The organism is Leclercia adecarboxylata, assembly GCF_035787115.1.
GTDB classification, from domain to species: Bacteria; Pseudomonadota; Gammaproteobacteria; order Enterobacterales; family Enterobacteriaceae; genus Enterobacter; species Enterobacter adecarboxylatus_E.
This window is the reverse complement of record NZ_JALKTL010000005.1, coordinates 203279-224586: the sequence shown is the minus strand read 5'-3', so window position 1 is coordinate 224586 and position 21308 is coordinate 203279. Positions and strand designations below refer to the sequence as shown.

23 protein-coding genes are annotated in these 21308 nt (G+C 56.6%); 16 read left to right on the top strand and 7 right to left on the bottom strand.

The genetic code is table 11. The annotated features are described in order from the left end of the window. Positions 1-181 precede the first annotated feature (181 nt). Positions 182-1402, top strand: a complete 1221-nt coding sequence (gene sbmA, locus MXM41_RS16875) for a peptide antibiotic transporter SbmA (RefSeq protein WP_325933208.1) — start codon at positions 182-184, stop codon at positions 1400-1402. A 14-nt stretch (positions 1403-1416) separates the two neighbouring features. Further along, the gene (locus MXM41_RS16870) at positions 1417-2517 is read left to right on the top strand and encodes a DUF1615 domain-containing protein (RefSeq protein ID WP_325933207.1); all 1101 of its coding nucleotides are present in this window, start codon (positions 1417-1419) and stop codon (positions 2515-2517) included. On the opposite strand, the gene MXM41_RS16865 is transcribed toward MXM41_RS16870, so the two are convergent. After that, positions 2514-2816 (bottom strand): DUF2755 family protein, encoded by a 303-nt coding sequence (locus tag MXM41_RS16865; protein WP_325933206.1) that lies wholly within the window; start codon positions 2814-2816, stop codon positions 2514-2516. The genes MXM41_RS16870 and MXM41_RS16865 overlap by 4 nt on opposite strands. A 247-nt stretch (positions 2817-3063) precedes the next feature. Between MXM41_RS16865 and MXM41_RS16860 the strand changes: the two genes are divergently transcribed. Further along, positions 3064-3282, top strand: coding sequence for a DUF2754 domain-containing protein (locus MXM41_RS16860; protein ID WP_325933205.1), 219 nt, complete (start codon positions 3064-3066; stop codon positions 3280-3282). On the opposite strand, the gene ddlA is transcribed toward MXM41_RS16860, so the two are convergent. Beyond that, positions 3279-4379, bottom strand: coding sequence for a D-alanine--D-alanine ligase (gene ddlA, locus MXM41_RS16855; RefSeq protein ID WP_325933304.1), 1101 nt, complete (start codon positions 4377-4379; stop codon positions 3279-3281). The genes MXM41_RS16860 and ddlA overlap by 4 nt on opposite strands. A 106-nt stretch (positions 4380-4485) precedes the next feature. Between ddlA and MXM41_RS16850 the strand changes: the two genes are divergently transcribed. The 6 genes from MXM41_RS16850 (at position 4486) to adrA (ending at position 10185) form a co-directional block, all read left to right on the top strand. Next, complete coding sequence (locus MXM41_RS16850) at positions 4486-5205, top strand: extensin family protein (protein ID WP_325933204.1); 720 nt, start codon at positions 4486-4488, stop codon at positions 5203-5205. A 133-nt stretch (positions 5206-5338) separates the two neighbouring features. Beyond that, positions 5339-6547 carry a multidrug efflux MFS transporter gene (locus MXM41_RS16845; protein WP_325933203.1) on the top strand — a complete coding sequence of 403 codons (1209 nt, stop codon included), beginning with the start codon at positions 5339-5341 and terminating at the stop codon, positions 6545-6547. Positions 6548-6787: 240 nt separating this feature from the next. After that, a complete protein-coding gene (gene iraP, locus MXM41_RS16840; protein WP_325933202.1) occupies positions 6788-7048 on the top strand; it encodes an anti-adapter protein IraP in 261 nt (86 codons plus the stop codon). Positions 7049-7147: 99 nt separating this feature from the next. Further along, on the top strand, positions 7148-8566 hold the full coding sequence (gene phoA / locus MXM41_RS16835) for an alkaline phosphatase (protein WP_325933201.1): 1419 nt from the start codon (positions 7148-7150) through the stop codon (positions 8564-8566). 92 nt (positions 8567-8658) lie between these two features. Next, positions 8659-8979, top strand: coding sequence for a phosphate starvation-inducible protein PsiF (psiF, locus tag MXM41_RS16830; protein WP_325933200.1), 321 nt, complete (start codon positions 8659-8661; stop codon positions 8977-8979). A 99-nt stretch (positions 8980-9078) separates the two neighbouring features. Next, positions 9079-10185, top strand: coding sequence for a diguanylate cyclase AdrA (gene adrA / locus MXM41_RS16825; RefSeq protein WP_325933199.1), 1107 nt, complete (start codon positions 9079-9081; stop codon positions 10183-10185). A gap of 14 nt (positions 10186-10199) precedes the next feature. Here adrA and proC read toward each other — a convergent pair whose 3' ends face one another. Continuing rightward, positions 10200-11009 (bottom strand): pyrroline-5-carboxylate reductase, encoded by an 810-nt coding sequence (gene proC, locus MXM41_RS16820; RefSeq protein WP_325933198.1) that lies wholly within the window; start codon positions 11007-11009, stop codon positions 10200-10202. Between the two features lie 149 nt (positions 11010-11158). Between proC and MXM41_RS16815 the strand changes: the two genes are divergently transcribed. From MXM41_RS16815 to yaiA, 3 genes are all read left to right on the top strand, one after another. After that, on the top strand, positions 11159-11617 hold the full coding sequence (locus MXM41_RS16815; RefSeq protein WP_325933197.1) for a YaiI/YqxD family protein: 459 nt from the start codon (positions 11159-11161) through the stop codon (positions 11615-11617). A gap of 273 nt (positions 11618-11890) precedes the next feature. After that, complete coding sequence (gene aroL, locus MXM41_RS16810) at positions 11891-12415, top strand: shikimate kinase AroL (protein ID WP_325933196.1); 525 nt, start codon at positions 11891-11893, stop codon at positions 12413-12415. Positions 12416-12461: 46 nt separating this feature from the next. Then, positions 12462-12653 (top strand): protein YaiA, encoded by a 192-nt coding sequence (yaiA, locus tag MXM41_RS16805; protein ID WP_325933194.1) that lies wholly within the window; start codon positions 12462-12464, stop codon positions 12651-12653. 131 nt (positions 12654-12784) lie between these two features. On the opposite strand, the gene MXM41_RS16800 is transcribed toward yaiA, so the two are convergent. Then, entirely contained in the window at positions 12785-12910 is a 126-nt protein-coding gene (locus MXM41_RS16800; protein WP_325933193.1) for a hypothetical protein, read from the bottom strand. Here MXM41_RS16800 and MXM41_RS16795 point away from each other — a divergent pair. Together MXM41_RS16795 and ppnP are read left to right on the top strand one after the other, a co-directional pair. Further along, positions 12898-13575, top strand: a complete 678-nt coding sequence (locus tag MXM41_RS16795; RefSeq protein ID WP_325933192.1) for an AroM family protein — start codon at positions 12898-12900, stop codon at positions 13573-13575. The two genes, MXM41_RS16800 and MXM41_RS16795, sit on opposite strands and share 13 nt — an antisense overlap. 72 nt (positions 13576-13647) lie before the next feature. Further along, on the top strand, positions 13648-13932 hold the full coding sequence (ppnP, locus tag MXM41_RS16790; RefSeq protein ID WP_325933191.1) for a pyrimidine/purine nucleoside phosphorylase: 285 nt from the start codon (positions 13648-13650) through the stop codon (positions 13930-13932). A 76-nt stretch (positions 13933-14008) separates the two neighbouring features. Here the strand turns inward: ppnP and rdgC are convergent, their stop codons facing one another. Next, entirely contained in the window at positions 14009-14920 is a 912-nt protein-coding gene (rdgC, locus tag MXM41_RS16785; protein ID WP_250587948.1) for a recombination-associated protein RdgC, read from the bottom strand. Positions 14921-15044: 124 nt separating this feature from the next. On the opposite strand from rdgC, the gene mak reads away from it, so the two are divergent. Then, positions 15045-15950: a fructokinase gene (gene mak, locus MXM41_RS16780; RefSeq protein ID WP_325933189.1), complete on the top strand. Its 906-nt coding sequence runs from the start codon at positions 15045-15047 to the stop codon at positions 15948-15950. Positions 15951-16079: 129 nt separating this feature from the next. Here the strand turns inward: mak and sbcC are convergent, their stop codons facing one another. Both sbcC and sbcD read right to left on the bottom strand, forming a co-directional pair. After that, on the bottom strand, positions 16080-19211 hold the full coding sequence (sbcC, locus tag MXM41_RS16775) for an exonuclease subunit SbcC (RefSeq protein WP_325933188.1): 3132 nt from the start codon (positions 19209-19211) through the stop codon (positions 16080-16082). Next, the gene (sbcD, locus tag MXM41_RS16770) at positions 19208-20413 is read right to left on the bottom strand and encodes an exonuclease subunit SbcD (protein WP_325933187.1); all 1206 of its coding nucleotides are present in this window, start codon (positions 20411-20413) and stop codon (positions 19208-19210) included. The genes sbcC and sbcD overlap by 4 nt, the downstream gene beginning before the upstream one ends. 194 nt (positions 20414-20607) lie before the next feature. Here sbcD and phoB point away from each other — a divergent pair, with 194 nt between their 5' ends. Next, a complete protein-coding gene (gene phoB, locus MXM41_RS16765; RefSeq protein WP_039031479.1) occupies positions 20608-21297 on the top strand; it encodes a phosphate response regulator transcription factor PhoB in 690 nt (229 codons plus the stop codon). The last annotated feature ends 11 nt before the right edge of the window (positions 21298-21308 follow it).

Sequence of the window (21308 nt, the reverse complement as noted above, 5' to 3'; positions counted from 1 at the left end):
GGGTAAATACAAACATTTTCGTTATTACCGATCTCATGTTTTGTGACATTGCGCTTATGATACCAGTCAGGTTCATTGACTTTTCCGCTCGGGTGGCGGTTGACGGCGAACTAAAACAGGGCCGACAGGTCTGATAATCCGTCGTCCACAGCAGTAGCGATAACTACAAGAAGGAAGCGTTATGTTTAAGTCGTTTTTCCCAAAACCGGGACCCTTTTTTCTCTCGGCCTTTATTTGGGCTCTGATCGCGGTCATTTTCTGGCAGGCGGGTGGTGGAGCCTGGTTTGAGCGTATGGTTGGCGCCACGGGCGATGTCCCAATCAGCGCGGCGCGTTTCTGGTCACGCAGCTATCTGCTGTTTTACGCTTATTACGCGTTCTGCGTCGGGGCGTTTGCCCTGTTCTGGTTTACCTACTCACCGCACCGCTGGCAGTACTGGTCTATTCTCGGCACCGCGCTGATTATCTTTGTTACCTGGTTTCTGGTGGAGGTTGGGGTGGCGGTCAACGCCTGGTATGCCCCGTTCTATGACCTGATCCAGACCGCCCTCAGCGCGCCGCACAAAGTCTCAATCAATCAGTTTTATCACGAAGTTGGCGTGTTCCTTGGCATCGCGCTGATCGCCGTTGTTATTGGCGTGATGAATAATTTCTTTGTCAGTCACTACGTCTTCCGCTGGCGTACCGCGATGAACGAACACTATATGGCCCACTGGCAGCAGTTGCGCCATATCGAAGGTGCCGCTCAGCGTGTGCAGGAAGACACCATGCGCTTCGCCTCCACCCTTGAGGATATGGGGGTCAGCTTTATCAATGCGATCATGACCCTGATTGCTTTTCTGCCGGTACTGGTGACGCTCTCTGCGCACGTGCCGGATCTGCCGATTGTGGGCCATCTGCCGTATGGCCTGGTGATCGCTGCGATTGTCTGGTCGCTGATGGGCACCGGCTTACTGGCAGTGGTGGGGATCAAACTGCCGGGGCTGGAGTTCAAAAACCAGCGCGTCGAAGCGGCCTACCGTAAAGAGCTGGTCTATGGCGAAGACGATGCCAGCCGCGCCTCGCCGCCGACGGTGCGTGAGCTGTTTGGCGCGGTGCGCCGGAACTATTTCCGCCTCTATTTCCATTACATGTATTTTAATATTGCCCGCATTCTTTACCTGCAGGTGGATAACGTTTTCGGCTTGTTCCTGCTGTTTCCGTCGATTGTGGCCGGTACGGTTACCCTGGGTCTGATGACGCAAATTACTAACGTGTTCGGTCAGGTACGCGGATCGTTCCAGTATCTGATCAGTTCATGGACCACGCTGGTGGAGCTGATGTCCATCTATAAACGTTTACGCAGTTTCGAACGTGAGCTGGACGGCCAGGATCTTCAGGAAGTTACCCATACGTTGAGTTAATACAGGGAGCAGTTATGTCTTTTACCGTACCGCGCGCGTTACCCTTTTCGCTGCTTGCCGCCCTGGTGCTGGCCGGGTGTGCTGAGCAAGGGGCGGCGCCGTTGAAAAAGGGTGAAAAACCCGTCGATGTGGCAAGCGTGGTGCGGCAAAAAATGCCCGCCACGGTAAAAGACCGGGACCACTGGGCCTCGGCGCTGGCTAAAACCTTTGAGAGCCAGAAGATCGCTCCTACCGAGGAGAACATCTGTTCGGTACTGGCGGTGGCACAGCAGGAGTCGCTGTATCAGTCCGACCCGGCGGTGCCGGGGTTAAATAAAATCGCCTGGAAAGAGATCGATCGCCGCGCCGAAAAAATGCATATCCCGGTATTTCTCGTCCACACGGCGCTGAAAATCACCTCGCCAAACGGCAAGAGCTACAGCGAGCGGCTGGATGCGGTGAAAACCGAGAAGCAGCTGAGCGCCATTTTTGATGATTTTATCAATATGGTGCCGATGGGGCAGACCCTGTTTGGCTCCCTTAATCCGGTGCATACCGGCGGGCCAATGCAGGTGAGTATCGCCTTTGCCGAAAAGCATACCGACGGCTATCCGTGGAAAATCGAGAACAGGGTTCGCCAGGAGGTCTTCTCCCTGCGCGGCGGTCTCTGGTTTGGTACTTACCATCTGCTGAACTATCCCGCCAGCTACGAGGTGCCGCTCTACCGCTTTGCTGACTTTAACGCCGGCTGGTATGCCAGCCGCAATGCAGCCTTCCAGAATGCCGTCAGCCGCGCCAGCGGCGTGAAGCTGGCGCTGGATGGCGATCTGATTGCCTATGGCAGCAGCGAGGCAGGGAAGACGGAGCTGGCGGTGCGTAAGCTGTCAGGCAAGCTGGAGATGAGCGACAGTGAGATTCGCCAGCAGCTGGCAAAAGGCGACAGCTTCGCGTTTGAGAAAACCGAGCTTTATCAGCAGGTGTATAAACTGGCGGAGCAGAAGAGCGGAAAGGCACTGCCAAGAGCGATGCTGCCCGGGATCCAGCTTGAGAGTCCGAAAATCACCCGTAATCTGACCACAGCCTGGTTTGCCCAGCGCGTTGACGATCGCCGGGCGAAGTGTATGGCGCTCAACTAGCGGTAACGGCGCCAGCGCACGACAAGGGCAACGGCGCCCAGTACGACCAGCCCCACCAGGAACGGGATCAACCCGAAGACGGTGCCGACGCCCAGCCCAATCTCAACCCGCGGGCGGACGCTGTCCTCAACCTGCATCAGGTGTTCATAGACGCCGGGGGCATGCACGAGGATGTTAAGTAGCTGTGAGCCAGCCCAGAAGCAGAACAGCACAAACAGCGCGTAAGCAATATTTCCTGCCGTGGAGGTCTTTGGTTGCCTGGTGTTGAAGATGGGCTTTGACATTGTGAAATCTGCCATAAATACCTCCGGAGTGTTCTGACTGGCTATGTGCCTGTTGTACACGTCAAGTTTGACAGCTCAGAGCCATTGTCAATATCGGAATGATGGTAATTTGGCCTGGGGAATTCTCCTGGTTTATCGATTTCTGCCGCGCATCACAGATTTTTTACTTAAATGAAATTCACTCGCATTTCAGATTTTCCGCATCCGCCACAGACCTGAAGACAAATCTGTGCGAGGATAGATTTTTTCTTCTGGAGCGACCATGAAACTGCCTGCCAAAATTCGCCGTGACTGGCATTTCTACGCCTTTGCTATTGGGCTTATCTTTATTCTGAATGGGGTGGTGGGGCTGCTGGGCTTCGAAGCGAAGGGCTGGCAAACCTATGCGGTGGGGCTGGTAACCTGGGTTGTCAGCTTCTGGCTGGCGGGGTTTATCATTCGCCGTCGCCCGGAAGAGACGGCGGCGAACGACGCGGATTAAGCGGTTACCGATACCTGAAGGGCGCTGTCTGCGGCATGACGCTCCAGCGCCAGTTCGATCAGGCGGGTAATTAAATCCGGGTAGCTGAGGCCGCTGGCCTGCCACAGTTTCGGGTACATGCTGATGTTGGTGAAGCCGGGCAGGGTGTTGATTTCGTTGATCACTACGCTGTTGTCTGCGGTTAAGAAGACATCGACACGCGCCATACCCTGGCAGCCCAGCGCCTGATACGCCTCGATGGCAATTCCGCGGATTGCGTCATTAATTTCAGCTTCCAGTGCCGCGGGCACCACCACCTGTGCGCCTTTGTCGTCTATATATTTGGTGTCGTAAGAGTAAAACTCGCTGTTCAGCACCACTTCGCCGCAGGTGCTGGCCTGTGGGAAATCGTTACCCAGCACCGCGCACTCAATCTCACGCCCCTTGATACCCTGTTCAACCACCACTTTGTGATCGAAGGTGAACGCCAGACGTACCGCCTCGCTGTACTGCGCCTCGCTGTTCACCTTGCTGACGCCAACGGAGGAGCCCTGGTTAGCCGGTTTGACGAACAGCGGCAGGCCAAAGCGGGCGCTGAGATCGGCAAAGGTGTGTTGTTCGCGGTTGGCGCGGGTCAGGGTAACGAACGGCGCTACGTTCAGACCGGCATCGCGAAGCAGGCGTTTGGTGACGTCTTTATCCATACAGGCGGCGGAACCGAGCACATCGGAGCCGACGAACGGCAGGTTGGCCATCCGCAGCATCCCCTGCAGGGAGCCGTCTTCGCCCAGCGTGCCGTGGACAATCGGGAAAATAACGTCAATTTGTGAAAGCATCTGCCCGGTAGCCGCGTCGATCAGCTGGCCCTGCGCCACGCCTGGCACCGCGGCCACGCTTACCTCGGACGGGTTCAGCGCAATGTGTGCCGGATCGTCGGCATTGAGCAGATAGCCCTGCTCGTCGTTAACGTGCCACTGACCCTGTTTATCAATACCCAACAGCACGACCTCAAAGCGGCTTTTATCGATCGCGTTAACGATATTTTTGGCCGATTGCAGCGACACTTCGTGCTCTGCTGATTTTCCCCCAAAGACAATACCTACCCGCAACTTCGCCATCACGTACACTCATCCAGTCTGACTCAAAACTCCTACCATATCACGATGCCCGGCGGGATTCGCCGCCTTCTGCCATAATGTTTTGACACAGTGCGAAGGAGGGTGAGTGAAAGGGAAAAGCCTGATTATCTGTCTTGTTATCATTGCCGTGGCCGTTGCGGTCTACCGCTGGCTGCCGTCTTATTACAATCCGTTTGCGCCGCTCACCCTCGACGATCCCCCCGGCACCCTGACACAGTTTAAGCTCCGTCGCCTGACGCCTGAACATTGCGAAGTACTGTTAGCGCAGGCCAATGCGCGCCAGATAATCCGCACCCAGGCGGTGGCCGACAGCACGGGAGAGTGTCCGCTGAGTGATGTGGTGCGTGTGCGAAGTTTTGGGCGCGTCAGCCTTAGCAGCAGCTTCCTTGCCAGCTGCCCGCTGGCGCTCAGCTCGGCGCTGTTCATCGATCAGCAGGCCCGACCGCTTACCCAAAGCCTGATGGGGAGCGGCCTTGCGCGAATCGACCATTTCGGCAGTTTTGCCTGTCGCAATATTTACCACCGCGCCAACGCCCGGCGCAGCGAGCATGCCACCGCCGAGGCGCTGGACATCAGCGGCTTTACGCTGGAAAACGGTCAGCGGATTTCAGTCCTGCGCGGCTGGAAGAACGCTTCTACCGAACCCTGGCTGCGTGCGCTACTGAGCGCCAGCTGCGGCTATTTCGGCAATGCGCTCGGCCCGGACTACAATGCGGCTCATGCTAACCATTTTCACCTCGGGATGCGGGGGTTTGGCTACTGCCCGAAAAGCATAAATCACCAGACAAAAGGCGATAATATGTGACATATTTCACAAATATGATGACTGGGAAGATAAAACACCGAAGTCATCCGGGACGCATCTCTGACAACTTCTGATGCTGCCTGACTTGCTAATCTGTTGACGAATTTACGTAATATGAAGACAGTGCCCGCCTATGGAATCCTGGAAGGTTAACCTTATTTCGGTCTGGTTTGGTTGTTTTTTCACCGGCCTGGCCATCAGTCAGATTTTACCGTTTTTGCCGCTGTATGTGTCTCAGCTTGGCGTCTCGTCGCACGAGGCGTTGTCGATGTGGTCAGGGCTCACCTTCAGCGTCACCTTTCTGGTTTCGGCCATCGTCTCGCCCATGTGGGGGAGCCTTGCGGACCGAAAAGGGCGAAAGCTAATGCTGCTGCGCGCCTCGCTGGGCATGGCGATTGCGATCCTGCTACAGGCGTTTGCTACCAACGTCTGGCAGTTGTTCCTGCTGCGTGCGCTGATGGGGCTGACCTCAGGCTATATTCCCAACGCGATGGCGCTGGTGGCATCGCAGGTTCCCCGTGAGCGCAGCGGCTGGGCCATCAGCACGCTCTCCACGGCCCAGATAAGCGGCGTGATTGGCGGGCCGCTGATGGGCGGATTTCTGGCCGACCACGTAGGGCTGCGCGCGGTGTTCCTGATCACTGCCGTCCTGCTGGTGATTAGCTTTCTGGTGACGCTGTTTCTGATTAAAGAGGGGGCCCGTCCCACCGTCAGCAAGACGGAGCGGCTGAGCGGCAAGGCGGTGTTTGCCTCGCTCCCCTATCCAGGGCTAATGATCAGCCTGTTCATCACCACCATGGTTATCCAGCTCTGTAACGGCTCGGTAGGGCCGATCCTCGCGCTGTTTATTCAGTCGATGGCGCCTGAAAGCAACAACATCGCCTTCCTTAGCGGGATGATTGCCGCCGTGCCGGGAATCTCCGCGTTGATGTCTGCCCCCAGACTGGGCAAGCTGGGGGATCGCATCGGGACGGGCCGCATTCTGATGGCGACGCTCATCGTGGCGGTGGTGCTCTTTTTCGCCATGTCCTTTGTCACCACCCCATTGCAGCTTGGTGTTTTGCGCTTTCTGCTCGGCTTTGCCGATGGCGCCATGCTGCCTGCCGTGCAAACGCTGCTGATTAAGTATTCCAGCGATCGGGTCACCGGGCGGATCTTCGGGTATAACCAGTCTTTTATGTACCTGGGAAACGTCGCCGGCCCATTGATGGGCGCTGCGGTCTCGGCGATGGCTGGATTCCGCTGGGTATTTGCTGCCACGGCGGTGGTGGTGCTGGTGAATATCCTGCAGCTGGCATGGGCGATGCGCCAGCGCCGCCAGCAGGACGCAAGGCGCGCTTAACTTCGTTGTATAATATATTCAGACCTGACCGCCATTATCATTCTTATGAAATGGCGGTTCTTCGTTTTAATTCAGCCTGCGCGGATAAAACTAAATTTAATTTAAGTCGCATCTTTTCCCGACCGCAGTGAATCTATTTTATGAGGCGTGTGGGGTTTGCTTAAAAATAGTACTTTTACCCACTTTGCAAGACTCAGACATAATGATAACGTCGAAAAAAACTGATAAGGAAATAGCGCTGTGAAAAATCTCATTGCAGAGTTGTTAGTGAAGCTGGCAGAAAAGGAAGAAGAGTCAAAAGAGCTGGTGGCTCAGGTTGAAGCACTGGAAATTGTGGTCACCGCACTGTTACGACAGATGGCGCAAAGCGATCAACAGGCGCTGATCAAAAGCGTGGAAGGCGCGCTGGATGAGGCCCGACCAGATTCAGAGGTTCCGGCCCAGGACAGCGAGATGCTGCAGCAATACGTAAAAAAGCTGTTGCGGCACCCGCGCAGCTGACCGGTTATCTGACATAAGTTTTTGTCATAGAACCGTCACATCGGTTGCCTATAGTCGCTCTGTTTTATTTTTTTATGTATTTCTACATGGAGAAAATAAGTGAAACAGAGCGCACTTTATATTGCATTACTTCCTGTCCTGTTTACCCCCACGATTTATGCCGAAAATGTCGCCTCAACTGCGGTACTGGATAATCGTGCTGCCCAGGGGGATATCACCCAGCCTGGCGGAGCTCGCCGCCTGACGGAAGATCAGACCGCCGCAATACGCGCATCGTTAAATGACAAACCGGCCAAAAATATTATTCTGCTTATTGGCGACGGAATGGGTGACTCCGAAATAACCGCCGCGCGAAATTATGCCGAAGGCGCGGGCGGCTTTTTTAAAGGTATCGACGCTCTGCCGCTGACCGGACAATATACCCATTATGCGCTGGATAAAAAGAGCGGTAAGCCCGACTACGTGACCGACTCTGCGGCCTCTGCCACGGCGTGGTCCACCGGCGTGAAAACCTACAATGGTGCGCTGGGTGTAGATATCCGCGAACAGGATCATCAGACCATCCTTGAGATGGCGAAAGCGGCGGGTCTGGCGACCGGCAATGTGTCGACGGCAGAGCTGCAGGACGCCACTCCGGCGGCGCTGGTAGCCCATGTCACCTCGCGTAAATGCTATGGCCCCACCGTTACCCGCGAGAAGTGCGCCAGCAACGCGCTGGAAAAAGGCGGCAAAGGCTCCATTACCGAACAGCTGCTGAACGCCCGCGCCGACGTCACCCTCGGCGGCGGCGCGAAAACCTTCGCTGAAACGGCGACCGCAGGCGAATGGCAGGGCAAAACCCTGCGCGAGCAGGCCGAGACGCGTGGCTACCAGCTGGTAAGCGACGCCGCGTCACTGGCCGCTATTACCGACGCCGGTCAGGATAAACCTTTGCTGGGCCTGTTTGCTGAGGGCAATATGCCGGTGCGCTGGCAAGGGCCGAAAGCCAGCTATCATGGCAACCTCGATAAGCCACCCGTCACCTGTACGCTAAACCCGGCGCGCAATGAGAGCGTGCCTACCCTGGCGGCGATGACCGATAAAGCGATCTCTCTGTTGAGCAAAAACGAAAAAGGGTTTTTCCTGCAGGTTGAGGGTGCCTCTATCGATAAACAGGATCATGCCGCCAATCCGTGCGGACAGATTGGCGAAACCGTCGATCTGGATGAAGCCGTGCAGAAAGCGCTGGAGTTTGCGAAAAAAGACGGCAACACGCTGGTGATTGTGACCGCAGATCATGCCCACTCCAGCCAGATCGTCGCGCCTGACACCAAAGCCCCTGGGCTAACGCAGGCGCTGACCACCAAAGACGGTGCGGTGATGGCGATGAGCTACGGTAACTCGGAAGAGGAGTCGATGGAGCATACCGGCAGCCAGCTGCGGATCGCGGCCTATGGCCCGCATGCTGCCAATGTGGTCGGTCTGACCGATCAAACCGATCTGTTCTACACCATGAAAGCCGCATTAGGGCTGAAATAACCTTATCACCCGACAGGAAAACAATCCCGTCGGGTGGTTTTTTTATCAGTACGAACCAGACTTAAGGAGATCATTCACAGAAGGAAAGTGCTATGAAAATCACACTGCTGGCTACGCTGCTCCTTGGCCTGTTCTCGCTTGCTCCGGCAGGGGCGCAAGATAAATCGCTCACACCGCAGCAGCAACGTATGACGACCTGTAACCAACAGGCTACTGCTCAGGCCCTGAAGGGCGACTCCCGTAAGACCTACATGAGCGATTGCCTGAAAAACGCCTCCTCTAAACCCAACGAAAAAAGCCTGACGCCGCAACAACAAAGGATGCGTGAATGTAATTCCCAGGCGACCCAACAATCGCTCAAAGGCGACGACCGGAATAAGTTTATGAGCGGCTGTCTGAAGAAAACGGGCTAGTTCAAAAGGGTGAGCGCCCCGGTTGGCTCACCCGAAATATCATACTTAGCGCCTGATAAGCCTTTCTATAATTTGGGAAAATGCTTTTGAGTGTTCCCAATGACCATGAATGATGAAGACTTTTACAGCAAAGACTATGCCCGGGAAGGCGTAAAGCAGGCGAATTCGGAGGAGGAGTATCATCGTTCGGGTATCCGCCTTGCCCACCGGTTACGGTTACCGCGAGCGGCAGGTCTGGCTATGCTGTTTTTCCCGATTGCCAGCGTGCTGGTCGCGCAACCGGTTAACGGTGTCTGGTGGCTACTGCTGGTCGGCTGGGCCTTTGTCTGGCCGCATCTGGCCTGGCAATTAGCGGTGCGCGCCGCCGATCCCCTGCAAAATGAGATGTTTAACCTTAAAGTCGACGCCATTATGGTTGGGGTATGGAGCGGGCTGATGGGGGTTAACGCGATGCCCACCGCGGCGCTGGTCATGATGATGAGCATGAACCTGATGGGGGTGGGAGGGATCCGACTGTATACCACAGGGGCGATCATGAGCGCGCTGGCGGCGCTGGTTACCCTGCAACTGATGCACGTCCCGACAGGCTTCGTCAGCACCCCGCTTGAGGTCTGGCTTTCGCTGCCGGGCATTGTCGGTTACCCCATGCTCTTTGCCTGGGTGAGCTATCGTACAACCAGCCGTCTGGTGGAACACAAGCGTCGGCTTGAGCTAATGAGCACGCTTGACGGGATGACGGGGGTGTTTAACCGTCGTCACTGGGAAGTGCTGCTGCGTACAGAGTTTGAAAACTGTCGTCGCTATCACCGTAGCGCCACGATCCTGCTGATCGACATCGATCACTTCAAAGGAATTAACGACACCTGGGGCCATGATATTGGCGATCAGGCCATTATTGCCGTTACCCGCCAGCTGCAGCTGACGCTACGCGCCAGCGATCTGATTGGCCGCTTTGGCGGCGATGAGTTCGCGGTAATTATGAGCGGTACGCCAGCGGAAAACGCCATTGCGGCGATGTCACGGGTCCATGAACGGCTGGCGGAATTGCGCCTGCCGGGGGCACCGCAGGTAAAGGTGTGCATCAGTGTGGGTGTGGCGCCGCTTACGACCTCAATCGTGCATTATCAGGAATGGCTGAAAGCGGCGGATATCGCGCTCTATAAAGCGAAGAATGCCGGACGTAACCGCACCGAAGTGGCCGCATGACGCCCGGCTGTCGGTCAGGACTTGCTCAGCAACTCTGACTTTTCCATGCACTTATTCATGGCTTCAATGACTGCTGCCCTGAATCCGCGCTCTTCCAGCACCCGCACCGCTTCAATGGTGGTGCCGCCTGGTGAACAGACCATATCTTTGAGCTCGCCCGGATGTTTGCCGGTTTCCAGCACCATTTTGGCTGAGCCCATTACCGCCTGCGCCGCAAATTTATAGGCCTGCGCGCGCGGCATCCCGCCCAGCACCGCCGCATCGGCCATCGCTTCGATAAACATAAACACGTAGGCTGGCGCCGAACCGCTGACGCCCACAACCGGATGGATCATCGCCTCGGCAATCACTTCAGCTTCCCCGAAGCAGCGGAAAATATTGACGACATCGGCAACTTCTTCAGGGGTCACCAGCGCGTTAGGGGTGATGGAGGTCATGCCCGCTTTTACCAGCGACGGCGTGTTAGGCATAGCGCGGACAATTTTACGGTCGTGGCCCAGCGCGCGCGCCAGCTGATCGAGAGTGATGCCCGCTGCAATCGAGACCACCAGCGTCTCTTTATTAAGACTGGAGGTGATGTCGCTCAGGACTTTTATCATCATGTTTGGCTTCACTGCCCCGAAGACGATATCGGCCACCTGCGCCACTTCCTGGGCGCTTTGCGCGGCGTTGATCCCGTACTGGTCGTGCAAGGCAGCGACCTTGTCCGGCGACGGGGTGTAGACCCAAATCTGACCAGGCTGCACCTGACCGCTGGCAATCAGACCGCCGAGAATGGCTTTGCCCATGTTACCGCAGCCGATAAAACCGATTTTCTTCTCCATCACGTCTCCCTCTTAGGCTTTGTTATGATTGTGGAACTTTAGCCTATCGCGGTTTTTTACGCAGCATTAAAGCGTCGGCGCCATCCGCGGCTTTGCCTGGGACGAAAAGCAGGCGACAATAGCACCACACTTTATGGCGGAGAGAGAAGATGGCGATTTGGGTGGATGCCGATGCGTGTCCGAATGTAATTAAAGAGATCCTGTTTCGTGCCGCCGAGCGCGTGCAGATGCCGCTGACACTGGTGGCGAATCAGAACCTGCGCGTGCCGCCGTCCCGGTTTATACGTGCCCTGCGCGTACCGGCCGGTTTTGACGTGGCCGATAACGAAATTGTACGCCTGTGCAGCGCGGACGATCTGGTGATCACCGCAGACATCCCGCTGGCGGCGGAGGTGCTGGAGAAAGGGGCAGCAGCACTCAATCCGCGCGGCGAACGCTATTCGCCAGCTACTATCCGCGAAAAGCTGACGATGCGTGATTTTATGGATACCATGCGTGCCAGCGGCATTCAGACCGGCGGGCCGGATGGGTTATCCCAGCGTGACAGACAGCTGTTTGCCGCCGAGCTGGACAAATGGTTGCTGGAAGTGAAGCGTCGTCAGGGTTAATCATCACTGTGACATATGATTTGGCCACGATTAGCTCAATCAGGGTTGTCAACGGTGGGCGGGTTCAGGTAAGGTGAGCGCACCTGTTAGTGCAATAATTTCTTTACAGATACTTTCCCTGATATTTCTGGGGTTGAGTGAAATGTCAGTTTAATACCACGCTCACTGTAATAAAATTTTTACATTTAACTTATGTACTAGTTTAATGGTATCATTGCACTCTTTTCGACTTCACGCACCGCACGCCCGCGGCATCAAAGGGAACACCTGGTCATGACCCAGCCTATTTTTTTAATTGGCCCCCGCGGCTGTGGCAAAACCACCGTCGGTCTTGAACTGGCTCGTCTGTGCCAGAGCGAATTTGTCGATACCGATCACTGGTTACAGACCCATGCCGGTCAGAGCATCGCCGAGATTGTTGAGCAGGAAGGATGGGAGAGTTTCCGCGCTCGTGAAACGGCAACCCTCGAAGCGGTGACCGGGGGCTCTGGCATTATCGCTACCGGCGGCGGCATCATTTTGTCCGCTTATAATCGCCAGTTTATGCACGAAAAGGGCATGGTGATATATCTCTGCGCCCCCGTACCTGTGCTGGTTGAGCGCCTCGAAGCCTCCCCGGAAGAGGGGCAGCGTCCCACCCTGACCGGCAAACCCATCAGCGAAGAGGTGAGCGCTGTGCTGGCAGAGCGTGACGCGCTCTATCGCGAAGCGGCCCATCATGTGGTGGATGCATCGCTTCCTCCTGCCCTGGTGGTGCAAAATATCGTCGCTGCGCTTCATCTGGCATGCGCCAGCTAACTGATGTCTATACTGATAGTTCAGCCAACCAAAAAAAGGATGAACTATGCCAACCAGACCTCCCTATCCGCGTGAAGCCCGTATTGTTGCCGTTGAGAAAGGTGCAACGGGCCAGACCATTACCTGGTATCAACTGCGTGCCGACCATCCGAAGCCCGACTCGCTGATCAGCGAGCATGAAACGGAGCAGGAAGCGCAGGATGCAAAAGTGCGTTACGAAGATCCCGATAAAGCCTGAATCAAATCTGAAAGCGACCAGAACCGTACGGTAATCACACTTTTTAAAAAGCGTTAACGTTAACCGGAGGGTAAAGTTCAGGGTTTACAGACACATTGTGTCAGGCACGTGGATCTTTACACTCCGCGACCTCAATCTGCTGCTACGCTTTTCAGCACTTTTTCCTGAACAGCGAACTGTGCAGCGAAGTGAGCCTGCATCTGTGTCACGGTCACGGTAGTGGTTGTAAAGAAAGGCGAGAACGATGAAGGCGACATTGGCGATCCTCACGATTGGGGTAGTCCCGGTAAGCGAAGTACTACCGCTCTTAACGGAGCACATTTCTGTACAACAGATTACGCATCATAGTCTGCTCGGTACGCTGAGCCGGGAAGAGGTCATGGAAGACTACGCCCCTGAACCGGGCGATATCCTCCTGCCAACGTTATTAAGCGACGGCGATTTGGCGAACGTCTCGCTCCGTAAGATCGAGCGCGCGTTGCAAAGCATGGTCGAAGTGCTCGATAACCAGGACTATGAGGTGATCCTGCTAATGAGTACTGCGCCCATTACCGGCCTTATTGCCAGCAATGCGATCCTGCTGGAGCCGATGCGGATCATTCCGCCGCTGGTCGGATCGATTGTTGACGGCCATCAGGTGGGGGTGATCGTGCCGATCCCTGAGCTGCTGGAGACCCAGTCGCAGAAGTGGCAGGGACTGGTTAACACGCCGCTGCTCGCCGTGGCCAACCCCTTCTGGGACAGCGAAGCAAAACTGATCGACGCCGGGCGCGATCTGCTGGATCGTGGTGCGGATGTTCTGATGCTCGATTGTCTCGGTTTCCATCAACATCATCGCGATTTACTGCAAAAAAGCCTGGATGTGCCGGTACTGCTGTCAAATGTGCTGGTGGCCCGGCTGGCCTCGGAATTGCTCGTCTGATGATTTTGCGTGACAGGCAAGGAGTGTCACCCCTATATTGGACTGACAACCAACGACAATAAGGACCAGTCCATGCTTCAGAGTAATGAATACTTTTCCGGTAAAGTGAAGTCCATTGGTTTTACCAGCAGCATTACTGGCCGCGCCAGTGTCGGCGTAATGGAAGAAGGGGAGTATGCCTTCGGTACAGCGCAACCTGAAGAGATGACCGTGGTCAGCGGCTCGCTGAAAGTTTTACTGCCGGGTGAAACCGAGTGGAAAGTGTATAACCCAGGGGATGTTTTCAACGTACCCGGCCACAGCGAATTCCATCTGCAGGTCGCTGAGCCTTCGTCCTACCTGTGTCGTTATCTGTAAAAAATAGCCGGGCACGTTAAACGCTCCCGGCTCTGGTTCTTTCGCCCTCTCACATCGGGAGGGCAGAATCGCAGCATCAGCGCTGTGCTTCGCCGCCTAATCCTTCTACCACGCTCTTAATCAATGCCGCCAGTTCACCCGTCATCAGAATGAAGTCAGCATCAAAACGCTGGGCGTAGTCGTCCCGGTCGATATCATCGTTCTGATCGCGCAGCTCATCGGAAAACTTCAGGCGTTTAATCGAGCCATCATCACACATCATGAACTGAATGCGCTGCTGCCAGTCGAGGGCGAGCTTAGTCACCAGCTTGCCGGCTTCAATATGCACGGCGATTTCATCGCTGACCAGCTCCTGCTTCTTAGCGCGGATCACGCCGCCGTCTTCGAGGATCGCTTTCAGTTCGGCTTCGTCCAGCAGCTGGAACCCTTGCGGTACGTTGTTGCCGCGTACCCACTCGGTGAGGGTCAGCTCGATGGGATTTTCCATCGTCAGCGGCACCACCGGCAGCGAGCCGAGGCTTTTACGCAGCAGAGCCAGAGTATCTTCTGCTTTTTTAGCGCTGGCGCAGTCAACCATAATCAGGCCGTTTACCGTGTCGATCCACATCATCGTCTGGCTGAAGCGGCTAAAGGCGCGCGGCAGCAGGGAGTGCAGCACTTCATCTTTCAGCGAATCTTTTTCGGTTTTTTTCAGCTTACGGCCCTGTTCAGCTTCCAGCTTGAAAATTTTGGCTTCCAGCGCCTGCTTCACCACCGGCGTTGGCAGGATCTTCTCTTCCTTACGCGCGCAGATGATGATTTGACCATTGGTGGTGTGGGTCAGCGCATCGCTCTGTGATCCCATAGGCGGAACCCATCCGGTTTTGGCCATATCCTGGCTGCCACACGGGGTAAATGCGTAAAGGTCTAACTGTTTTTCCATCTCGTCTGCGCGCAGGTCGATGTCGCGGCTGAGACGGTAAACCATCAAATTTTTGAACCACAGCATGATAATTTCCACGGTCTTGTCGTTTAATTCAGCGGGCATGATAGCGAATTGTCGCATCGCTTGCATTGCTAATCGGGTAGCGGGCTTCTACTCTGTTGATAATCAAAAAAATGAGGAACGTCCTGTGCGAATTGGTATTGATCTCGGCGGCACGAAAACAGAAGTTATTGCCCTGGGTGAGCAGGGGGAACAGCTGTTCCGCCATCGCCTGCCCACCCCGCGTGACGACTATCGGCAGACCATTGAAACCATCGCTAACCTGGTGGAGATGGCCGAAAAGGCCACCGGTCAGACCGGAACGGTCGGTATGGGGATTCCGGGTTCCATTTCGCCCTATACCGGGGTGGTGAAAAACGCGAATTCGACCTGGCTTAACGGCCAGCCTTTTGACCGCGATTTAAGCCAGCGCCTGAACCGTGAGGTCCGACTGGCTAACGACGCCAACTGCCTGGCGGTGTCCGAGGCCATCGATGGCGCCGCGGCGGGCGCCCAGAGCGTCTTTGCGGTGATTATCGGTACCGGTTGCGGCGCAGGCGTGGCCTTAGGCGGTCGGGCCCATATCGGCGGCAACGGCACGGCAGGTGAATGGGGGCACAACCCGCTGCCGTGGATGGATGAAGACGAACTGAAATACCGCGCCGAAGTGCCGTGCTACTGCGGCAAACAGGGCTGTATTGAGACCTTTATCTCAGGCACCGGCTTCGCCACCGACTACCGGCGGCTGAGCGGGCATCCGCTAAAAGGCAATGAGATTATGCGGCTGGTGGAAGAGCAGAACGCCGTTGCGGAGCTGGCGCTCAGGCGCTACGAGATGCGGCTGGCAAAATCACTGGCGCACGTGGTGAACATTCTCGATCCGGATGTGATCGTGCTGGGAGGCGGCATGAGCAACGTCGACCGTCTCTATACCACCGTGCCTCAGCTGGTGAAGCAGTGGGTGTTTGGTGGCGAATGCGAAACCCCGATCCGTAAAGCGGTACACGGTGACTCCAGCGGCGTGCGCGGCGCGGCCTGGCTGTGGCCACACTGATGTAACTCGCGGTGCGGCTTGTTCCCCCTCACCCCGGCCCTCTCCCCACAGGGGAGAGGGTGTTCAAGTTCCCTCTCCCCTGTGGGGAGAGGGTTAGGGTGAGGGGCATCAGACCGCACCATCAAACAATTACTCTACCGCAAACACCTTATCCAGCCTGCTGTACCCCAGCCCGTTAATCTTCTTCACTTTGATTTGTACCGGGATGCGCTCTTTCATCGCCTCGACGTGGCTTATCACTCCGATGGTTTTGCCGCTGGCGTTAAGCGCATCCAGCGCGTCCAGCGCGGTATCCAGCGTTTCGCTGTCCAGCGTGCCGAAGCCTTCATCAAGGAACAGCGAGTCAATTTGCGTTTTATGGCTCACCAGATCGGAGAGCGCCAGCGCCAGCGCGAGACTTACCAGGAAACTTTCACCGCCGGAGAGGGTGCGGGTATCGCGAACGGCATCCGCCTGCCAGGTATCCATCACTTCCAGCTCCAGCGCATCGCTGGCTTTGCGTTGCAGCAGGTAGCGGCCATGCAGGCGGGTCAGCTGCTGGTTGGCGAGCCATACCAGGTTATCGAGGGTTAAGCCCTGGGCAAACTTACGGAAGCGATCCCCCTCTTTTGAGCCAATCAGCGCGTTGAGATAGCCCCAGTCATCCGCCTGGCGGGCCGCCTCTTCAATTTGCAGCATCAGCGCCTGCTGGTGCTGACGGTTATCGCTGTCCTGCTTGAGCTGCTGGCGGATCTCACCCTGGCGGGTGGTGTTTTCCCGTAGCTTCAGCGCGAGCTGCTGGAGCTGCTCCTGCAACACCCCGGCTTCGGCCGTCAGTCCTGCCGGGCGTTGTTCCAGGTGCACGTTCAGCCGTTGACCGGCCTGCTGGAGCAGGGCCGTGCTCTGTTGGATCTGATTCTCGAGCGTCTGTTTCAGCTGCTCCAGACGGCGAACCGTATCGGCATCCAGCAGGGCCGCCAGAAACGCCTCCCGATCGCTGAATACACTGGCGGCCAGTGCGGCGGCAAACTGTTCCCTGGACTGCTGCAAGCGTTCGCTTTCCAGTGTGTACTGCTGCTGGAGCGTGGCGAGCTGGCTTTGCAGGGATACGCACTCGGTGTGGATCTCGCGCCAGTTATCCGGAATCACGCTCTCCTCTTGCGTGGATCCCGTTGCCGGAAGGGTATCCAGCAGCGGCGTCAGGGCGGTTATGCGCTCCCGTAGAGCGCTATGCTGAGACTGCCGCTCCTGCCAGCCCATTGACTCTTTTTCCCGTTCGGCAAGCCAGGTCGACTCCGTCCCGTCCTCCGGCGCCGCCAGCGACAGCGCCTGAAGCGCCTGTTCCATGGTGGTGCGCGTGGTCAGCAACTGCTGCTGGTAGAGCTGTTCCTGCGCTTCCTCTTCGCCCAGCTGGCTTTGCAGCGTCAGTCGCTGGCTCAGCTGATAAAGCTGCTGCTCGTACTGCTCCTGTTTAGCCAGCCACGGAGCGATATCGTCCTCAATATTTAGCTGGACAGAGAGGGAAGCACATGCCGCGTCCCACTCTTTAGTGAGCGCTTGCTCTTCATGAGCCAGCTTCTGCGCCTCGCTTGTTTCTCGCTGAAGCTGACTGTTTAGCGCATTCACCTGCCCAAGCACCAGCAGCCCTTCCTCTTTAAGCCCGGCGACCTCTTTCTCCATCGCATCCCGGCGGCGCTGGTTCACGGTGAGCGCCAGGGCCTGGTATTGGGCGATCGCCGGGTGTTCAGTGGCGCCGCAGAGCAGGCAGGGTTTTCCGGCCTCCAGTTCCGCCCGATAGCTCTCCAGCTTTTTGATCTTCTCTTCCTGCTCACACAGGGTTTTAAGATCGAGATAGTGCTGGTTTTTCTCTTTGTACTGGTGACGGCGCAACGTCAGGGTTTCGTTCAGCGTTACCAGCTCAGCCTGGGCCTTTTGCACGCTTTCGCCATTCTGCCGCAATCGCTGCAGCAGAGGTTGATAGCGGGCATGCAGGGTAGTCATACGCTGGCGTGCCGCACGGGACTGGGTCTGCAGCGCCATTTCGGCGGCGGTCTGTTCCGCCGTGAGCGTCAGCGCGCTTTCCGGTAATGCCGCCAGCTTCTGGCGTAATTCCGCGATACGACGGGTCAGGGTCGCGATCTGTGTTTTATCGCGATGAAGCTGGGTGAAATGCGCCCGCCAGCCCGCGATCTCCTGGCTCCACTGGCGGAAACGGTCGTGCTCGGTGAGCCACCGGGTCAGCGCGGTCAGTTCGGTTTGCAGTCCATCGTGCGCGCGCTGGGCCCCGTTGCGGATACGCGAACGCAACGCCGAGCTGGACTGTAAGCGAGTGTTCACATCTTGTATCTGCTGTTCCGTTTGCGCCAGACGGGCGAGCTGCTCCTGCTGGCGCTCCCACTGCGGACGCAGCTGGGCCGCGGGCTGCGCCAGATGCAGTTTTTCCAGCTCGGGCGTGGCGTCCGCCAGGGCCTGCTGCGCCTGTTGCCGGGCAACCATTGCCCGCTGTTGTTCGCGCACCAGCTCATCGTGACGTGTAAGCCATTGAAAATCTTTCTGCTGCGCCTGCTGTTGAGCCAGCAGTTGCGCTTCTTCGTCAGTAAGTACCTGCAAACCTTGCTGAAGCTGCTGTTGCTGCTCTTCGCTGAGTAACACTACCCCGGCAGCCTGGGCTTCACGCCTCTCCAGCTCGCTGCGAGCCGCTTTATGTTTCTCAAACACCATGGCGGAAATCTGGCCGTAGATTTCCGTGCCGGTCAGCTCCTCCAGCAGCTCGGCACGCTCTTTCGGTTTGGCATTCAGGAAGGCGGCAAACTGTCCCTGGGATAACAGCATCGAGCGGGTAAAACGGTCATAGTCCAGCCCGGTAAGAGAGGCCACCAGTTCCAGCTTGTCCTTCACTTTATCGGCGAGGATCTTGCCGTCCTGGCACTGGGCCAGCTCCACGCGCGGCACCTGCAAGTTGCCGTCCGGCTGGTTGCGTGCCCGGTTCTGACTCCAGAATGCCCGGTAAGCCACCCCTTTAACTTCAAACTCTACCTCGGCGAGGCATTCGGCCGTGTCGCGGGTCATCAGATCGTTTTGCGATTGCGAAACCGTGTTCAGGCGCGGCGTCTCGTGATAGAGCGCCAGACAGATAGCATCCAGCAGGGTCGTTTTACCGGCGCCGGTGGGGCCGGTTATGGCAAACAGGCCATTGCTCAGGAAGGGTTCGGCGGTAAAGTCGATTTTCCATTCGCCCTTGAGCGAGTTGAGGTTTTTCAGGCGCAGGCTAAGAATTTTCATGCCTCATCCTCCTCATTGCTGAGGGCGTGTAGCGTGTGGCTGAACAGTTCGTTGAGCCGGGTTCGCTGTGCGTCATCAAGGGTTTCCTGCGCCAGACGGCGCTCAAAGACCTCCTCCACCCGCAACTCGCTGAGGGTCTCCCGCAGACTACCGGCAAGGCGCCTCTCGCGCTGCTCGCGACTGCGCCGCACCAGTAGCACCTCTACCGGCAGATCTTCCGTCAGGTGCTGGATCTTACGCTGCATATCGTGCAGATACTCATCGGTGGTAAGTTCGATATCCAGCCAGACGGGAGGCGTCTGCTCCACGCCGCGCCACTGCTCAAGCTGGGCGGTAATGGCCGCCAGATCGCCCTTCAGCACCGCCAGCGGCTGGGTAATGGGCACCTCAAGTGATTCGACGGCGCTGAGCTTGCCCTGGTCAAAGCTCACCAGATGCACGCATTTGCTTTTGCCGGTTTCATCAAAGCTGAGGGGAATAGGGGAGCCGCAGTAGCGAATATGGTCACAGCCGCCAATCATCTGCGCCCTGTGGATGTGGCCCAGCGCAATGTAGTCTGCCGCCGGAAAGTGCTGCGCGGGAAACGCATCCAGCGTACCGATATAAATGTCACGTACGGCGTCACTTTTACTGGCACCGACGGTCGTGAGGTGCCCGGTGGCGATAATCGGCAATACGCTGTCGCCGCGAAGCTGGCAGGCCTGGGAATATTGCTCTGCATAATAGTGGGTGATGGCCTGTAGCAGCTGCTGCTGTTTCTCCAGACCGGAGAGGCCCGCCTGGCTTTGTACCACATCACGTGGACGTAAAAACGGGATTGGGCACAGTACCGCCCCGGGCGTGCCGTCGCGTCGGGTCAGAATTTGCGGCGCATGGCCGGCGCTGGCGACCACGGTAGTGTTGAGAAAAGCAAGAATCTCACGGGATTCATTCAGGGTGGCGACGGAGTCATGATTGCCCGCCACAATCACCAGATGACATCCGGTTTTTTGCAGGTTAACCACGAAACGGTTATACAGCTCGCGCGCATAGCTGGGGGGCGAGCCGGTATCGAAAATATCACCGGCTACGAGGATGGCATCGACGTCATGTGATTGCGCAATCTCAAGCAACCAGTTGAGGAACGCTTCATGTTCGGCGGCGCGGCTTTTGCTGTAAAAATTTTGTCCCAGGTGCCAGTCCGAGGTGTGAAGTATGCGCATAACAGTTCCGTGGCAAAAAAAGGTTAGCGGGATTATAAACTTTAAGGATAAGGAAGATAACCGCTACAATCGTGGCTGCCTTAAAACAACAGCTTGCCTTTATTAGCGGGCATTTTTTTCATAAATCTGTCATAAAACTGACGCATAATGACGCCGTATTACAAACATGTAACCTCAATAAGACAGGGCTAAGTATGGCGAGACGTATTCTGGTCGTAGAAGATGAAGCACCCATTCGCGAAATGGTCTGTTTCGTGCTCGAGCAAAATGGCTTTCAACCGATAGAGGCCGAAGATTACGACAGCGCGGTGAATCAGCTCAACGAACCCTGGCCCGATCTGATCCTGCTCGACTGGATGTTGCCTGGCGGCTCTGGTCTGCAATTCATCAAACATATCAAACGTGAAGCGTTAACCCGCGATATCCCGGTGATGATGTTGACGGCCCGCGGCGAAGAGGAAGATCGCGTTCGTGGCCTTGAGACCGGCGCGGATGACTACATTACCAAACCCTTTTCCCCGAAAGAGCTGGTGGCGCGCATTAAAGCCGTGATGCGCCGTATTTCACCGATGGCGGTAGAAGAGGTGATCGAAATGCAGGGGCTGAGTCTGGACCCTACCTCGCATCGCGTGATGACCGGTGAAAATCCCCTCGATATGGGACCAACGGAATTCAAGCTGCTGCACTTTTTCATGACCCACCCGGAACGCGTCTATAGCCGCGAGCAGCTGCTCAACAATGTGTGGGGCACTAACGTTTATGTTGAAGACCGGACGGTGGATGTTCATATCCGTCGTTTGCGTAAGGCACTGGAAACCAGCGGTCACGATCGCATGGTACAGACCGTCCGCGGCACGGGTTATCGTTTCTCCACCCGTTTCTGAACAATGACAGG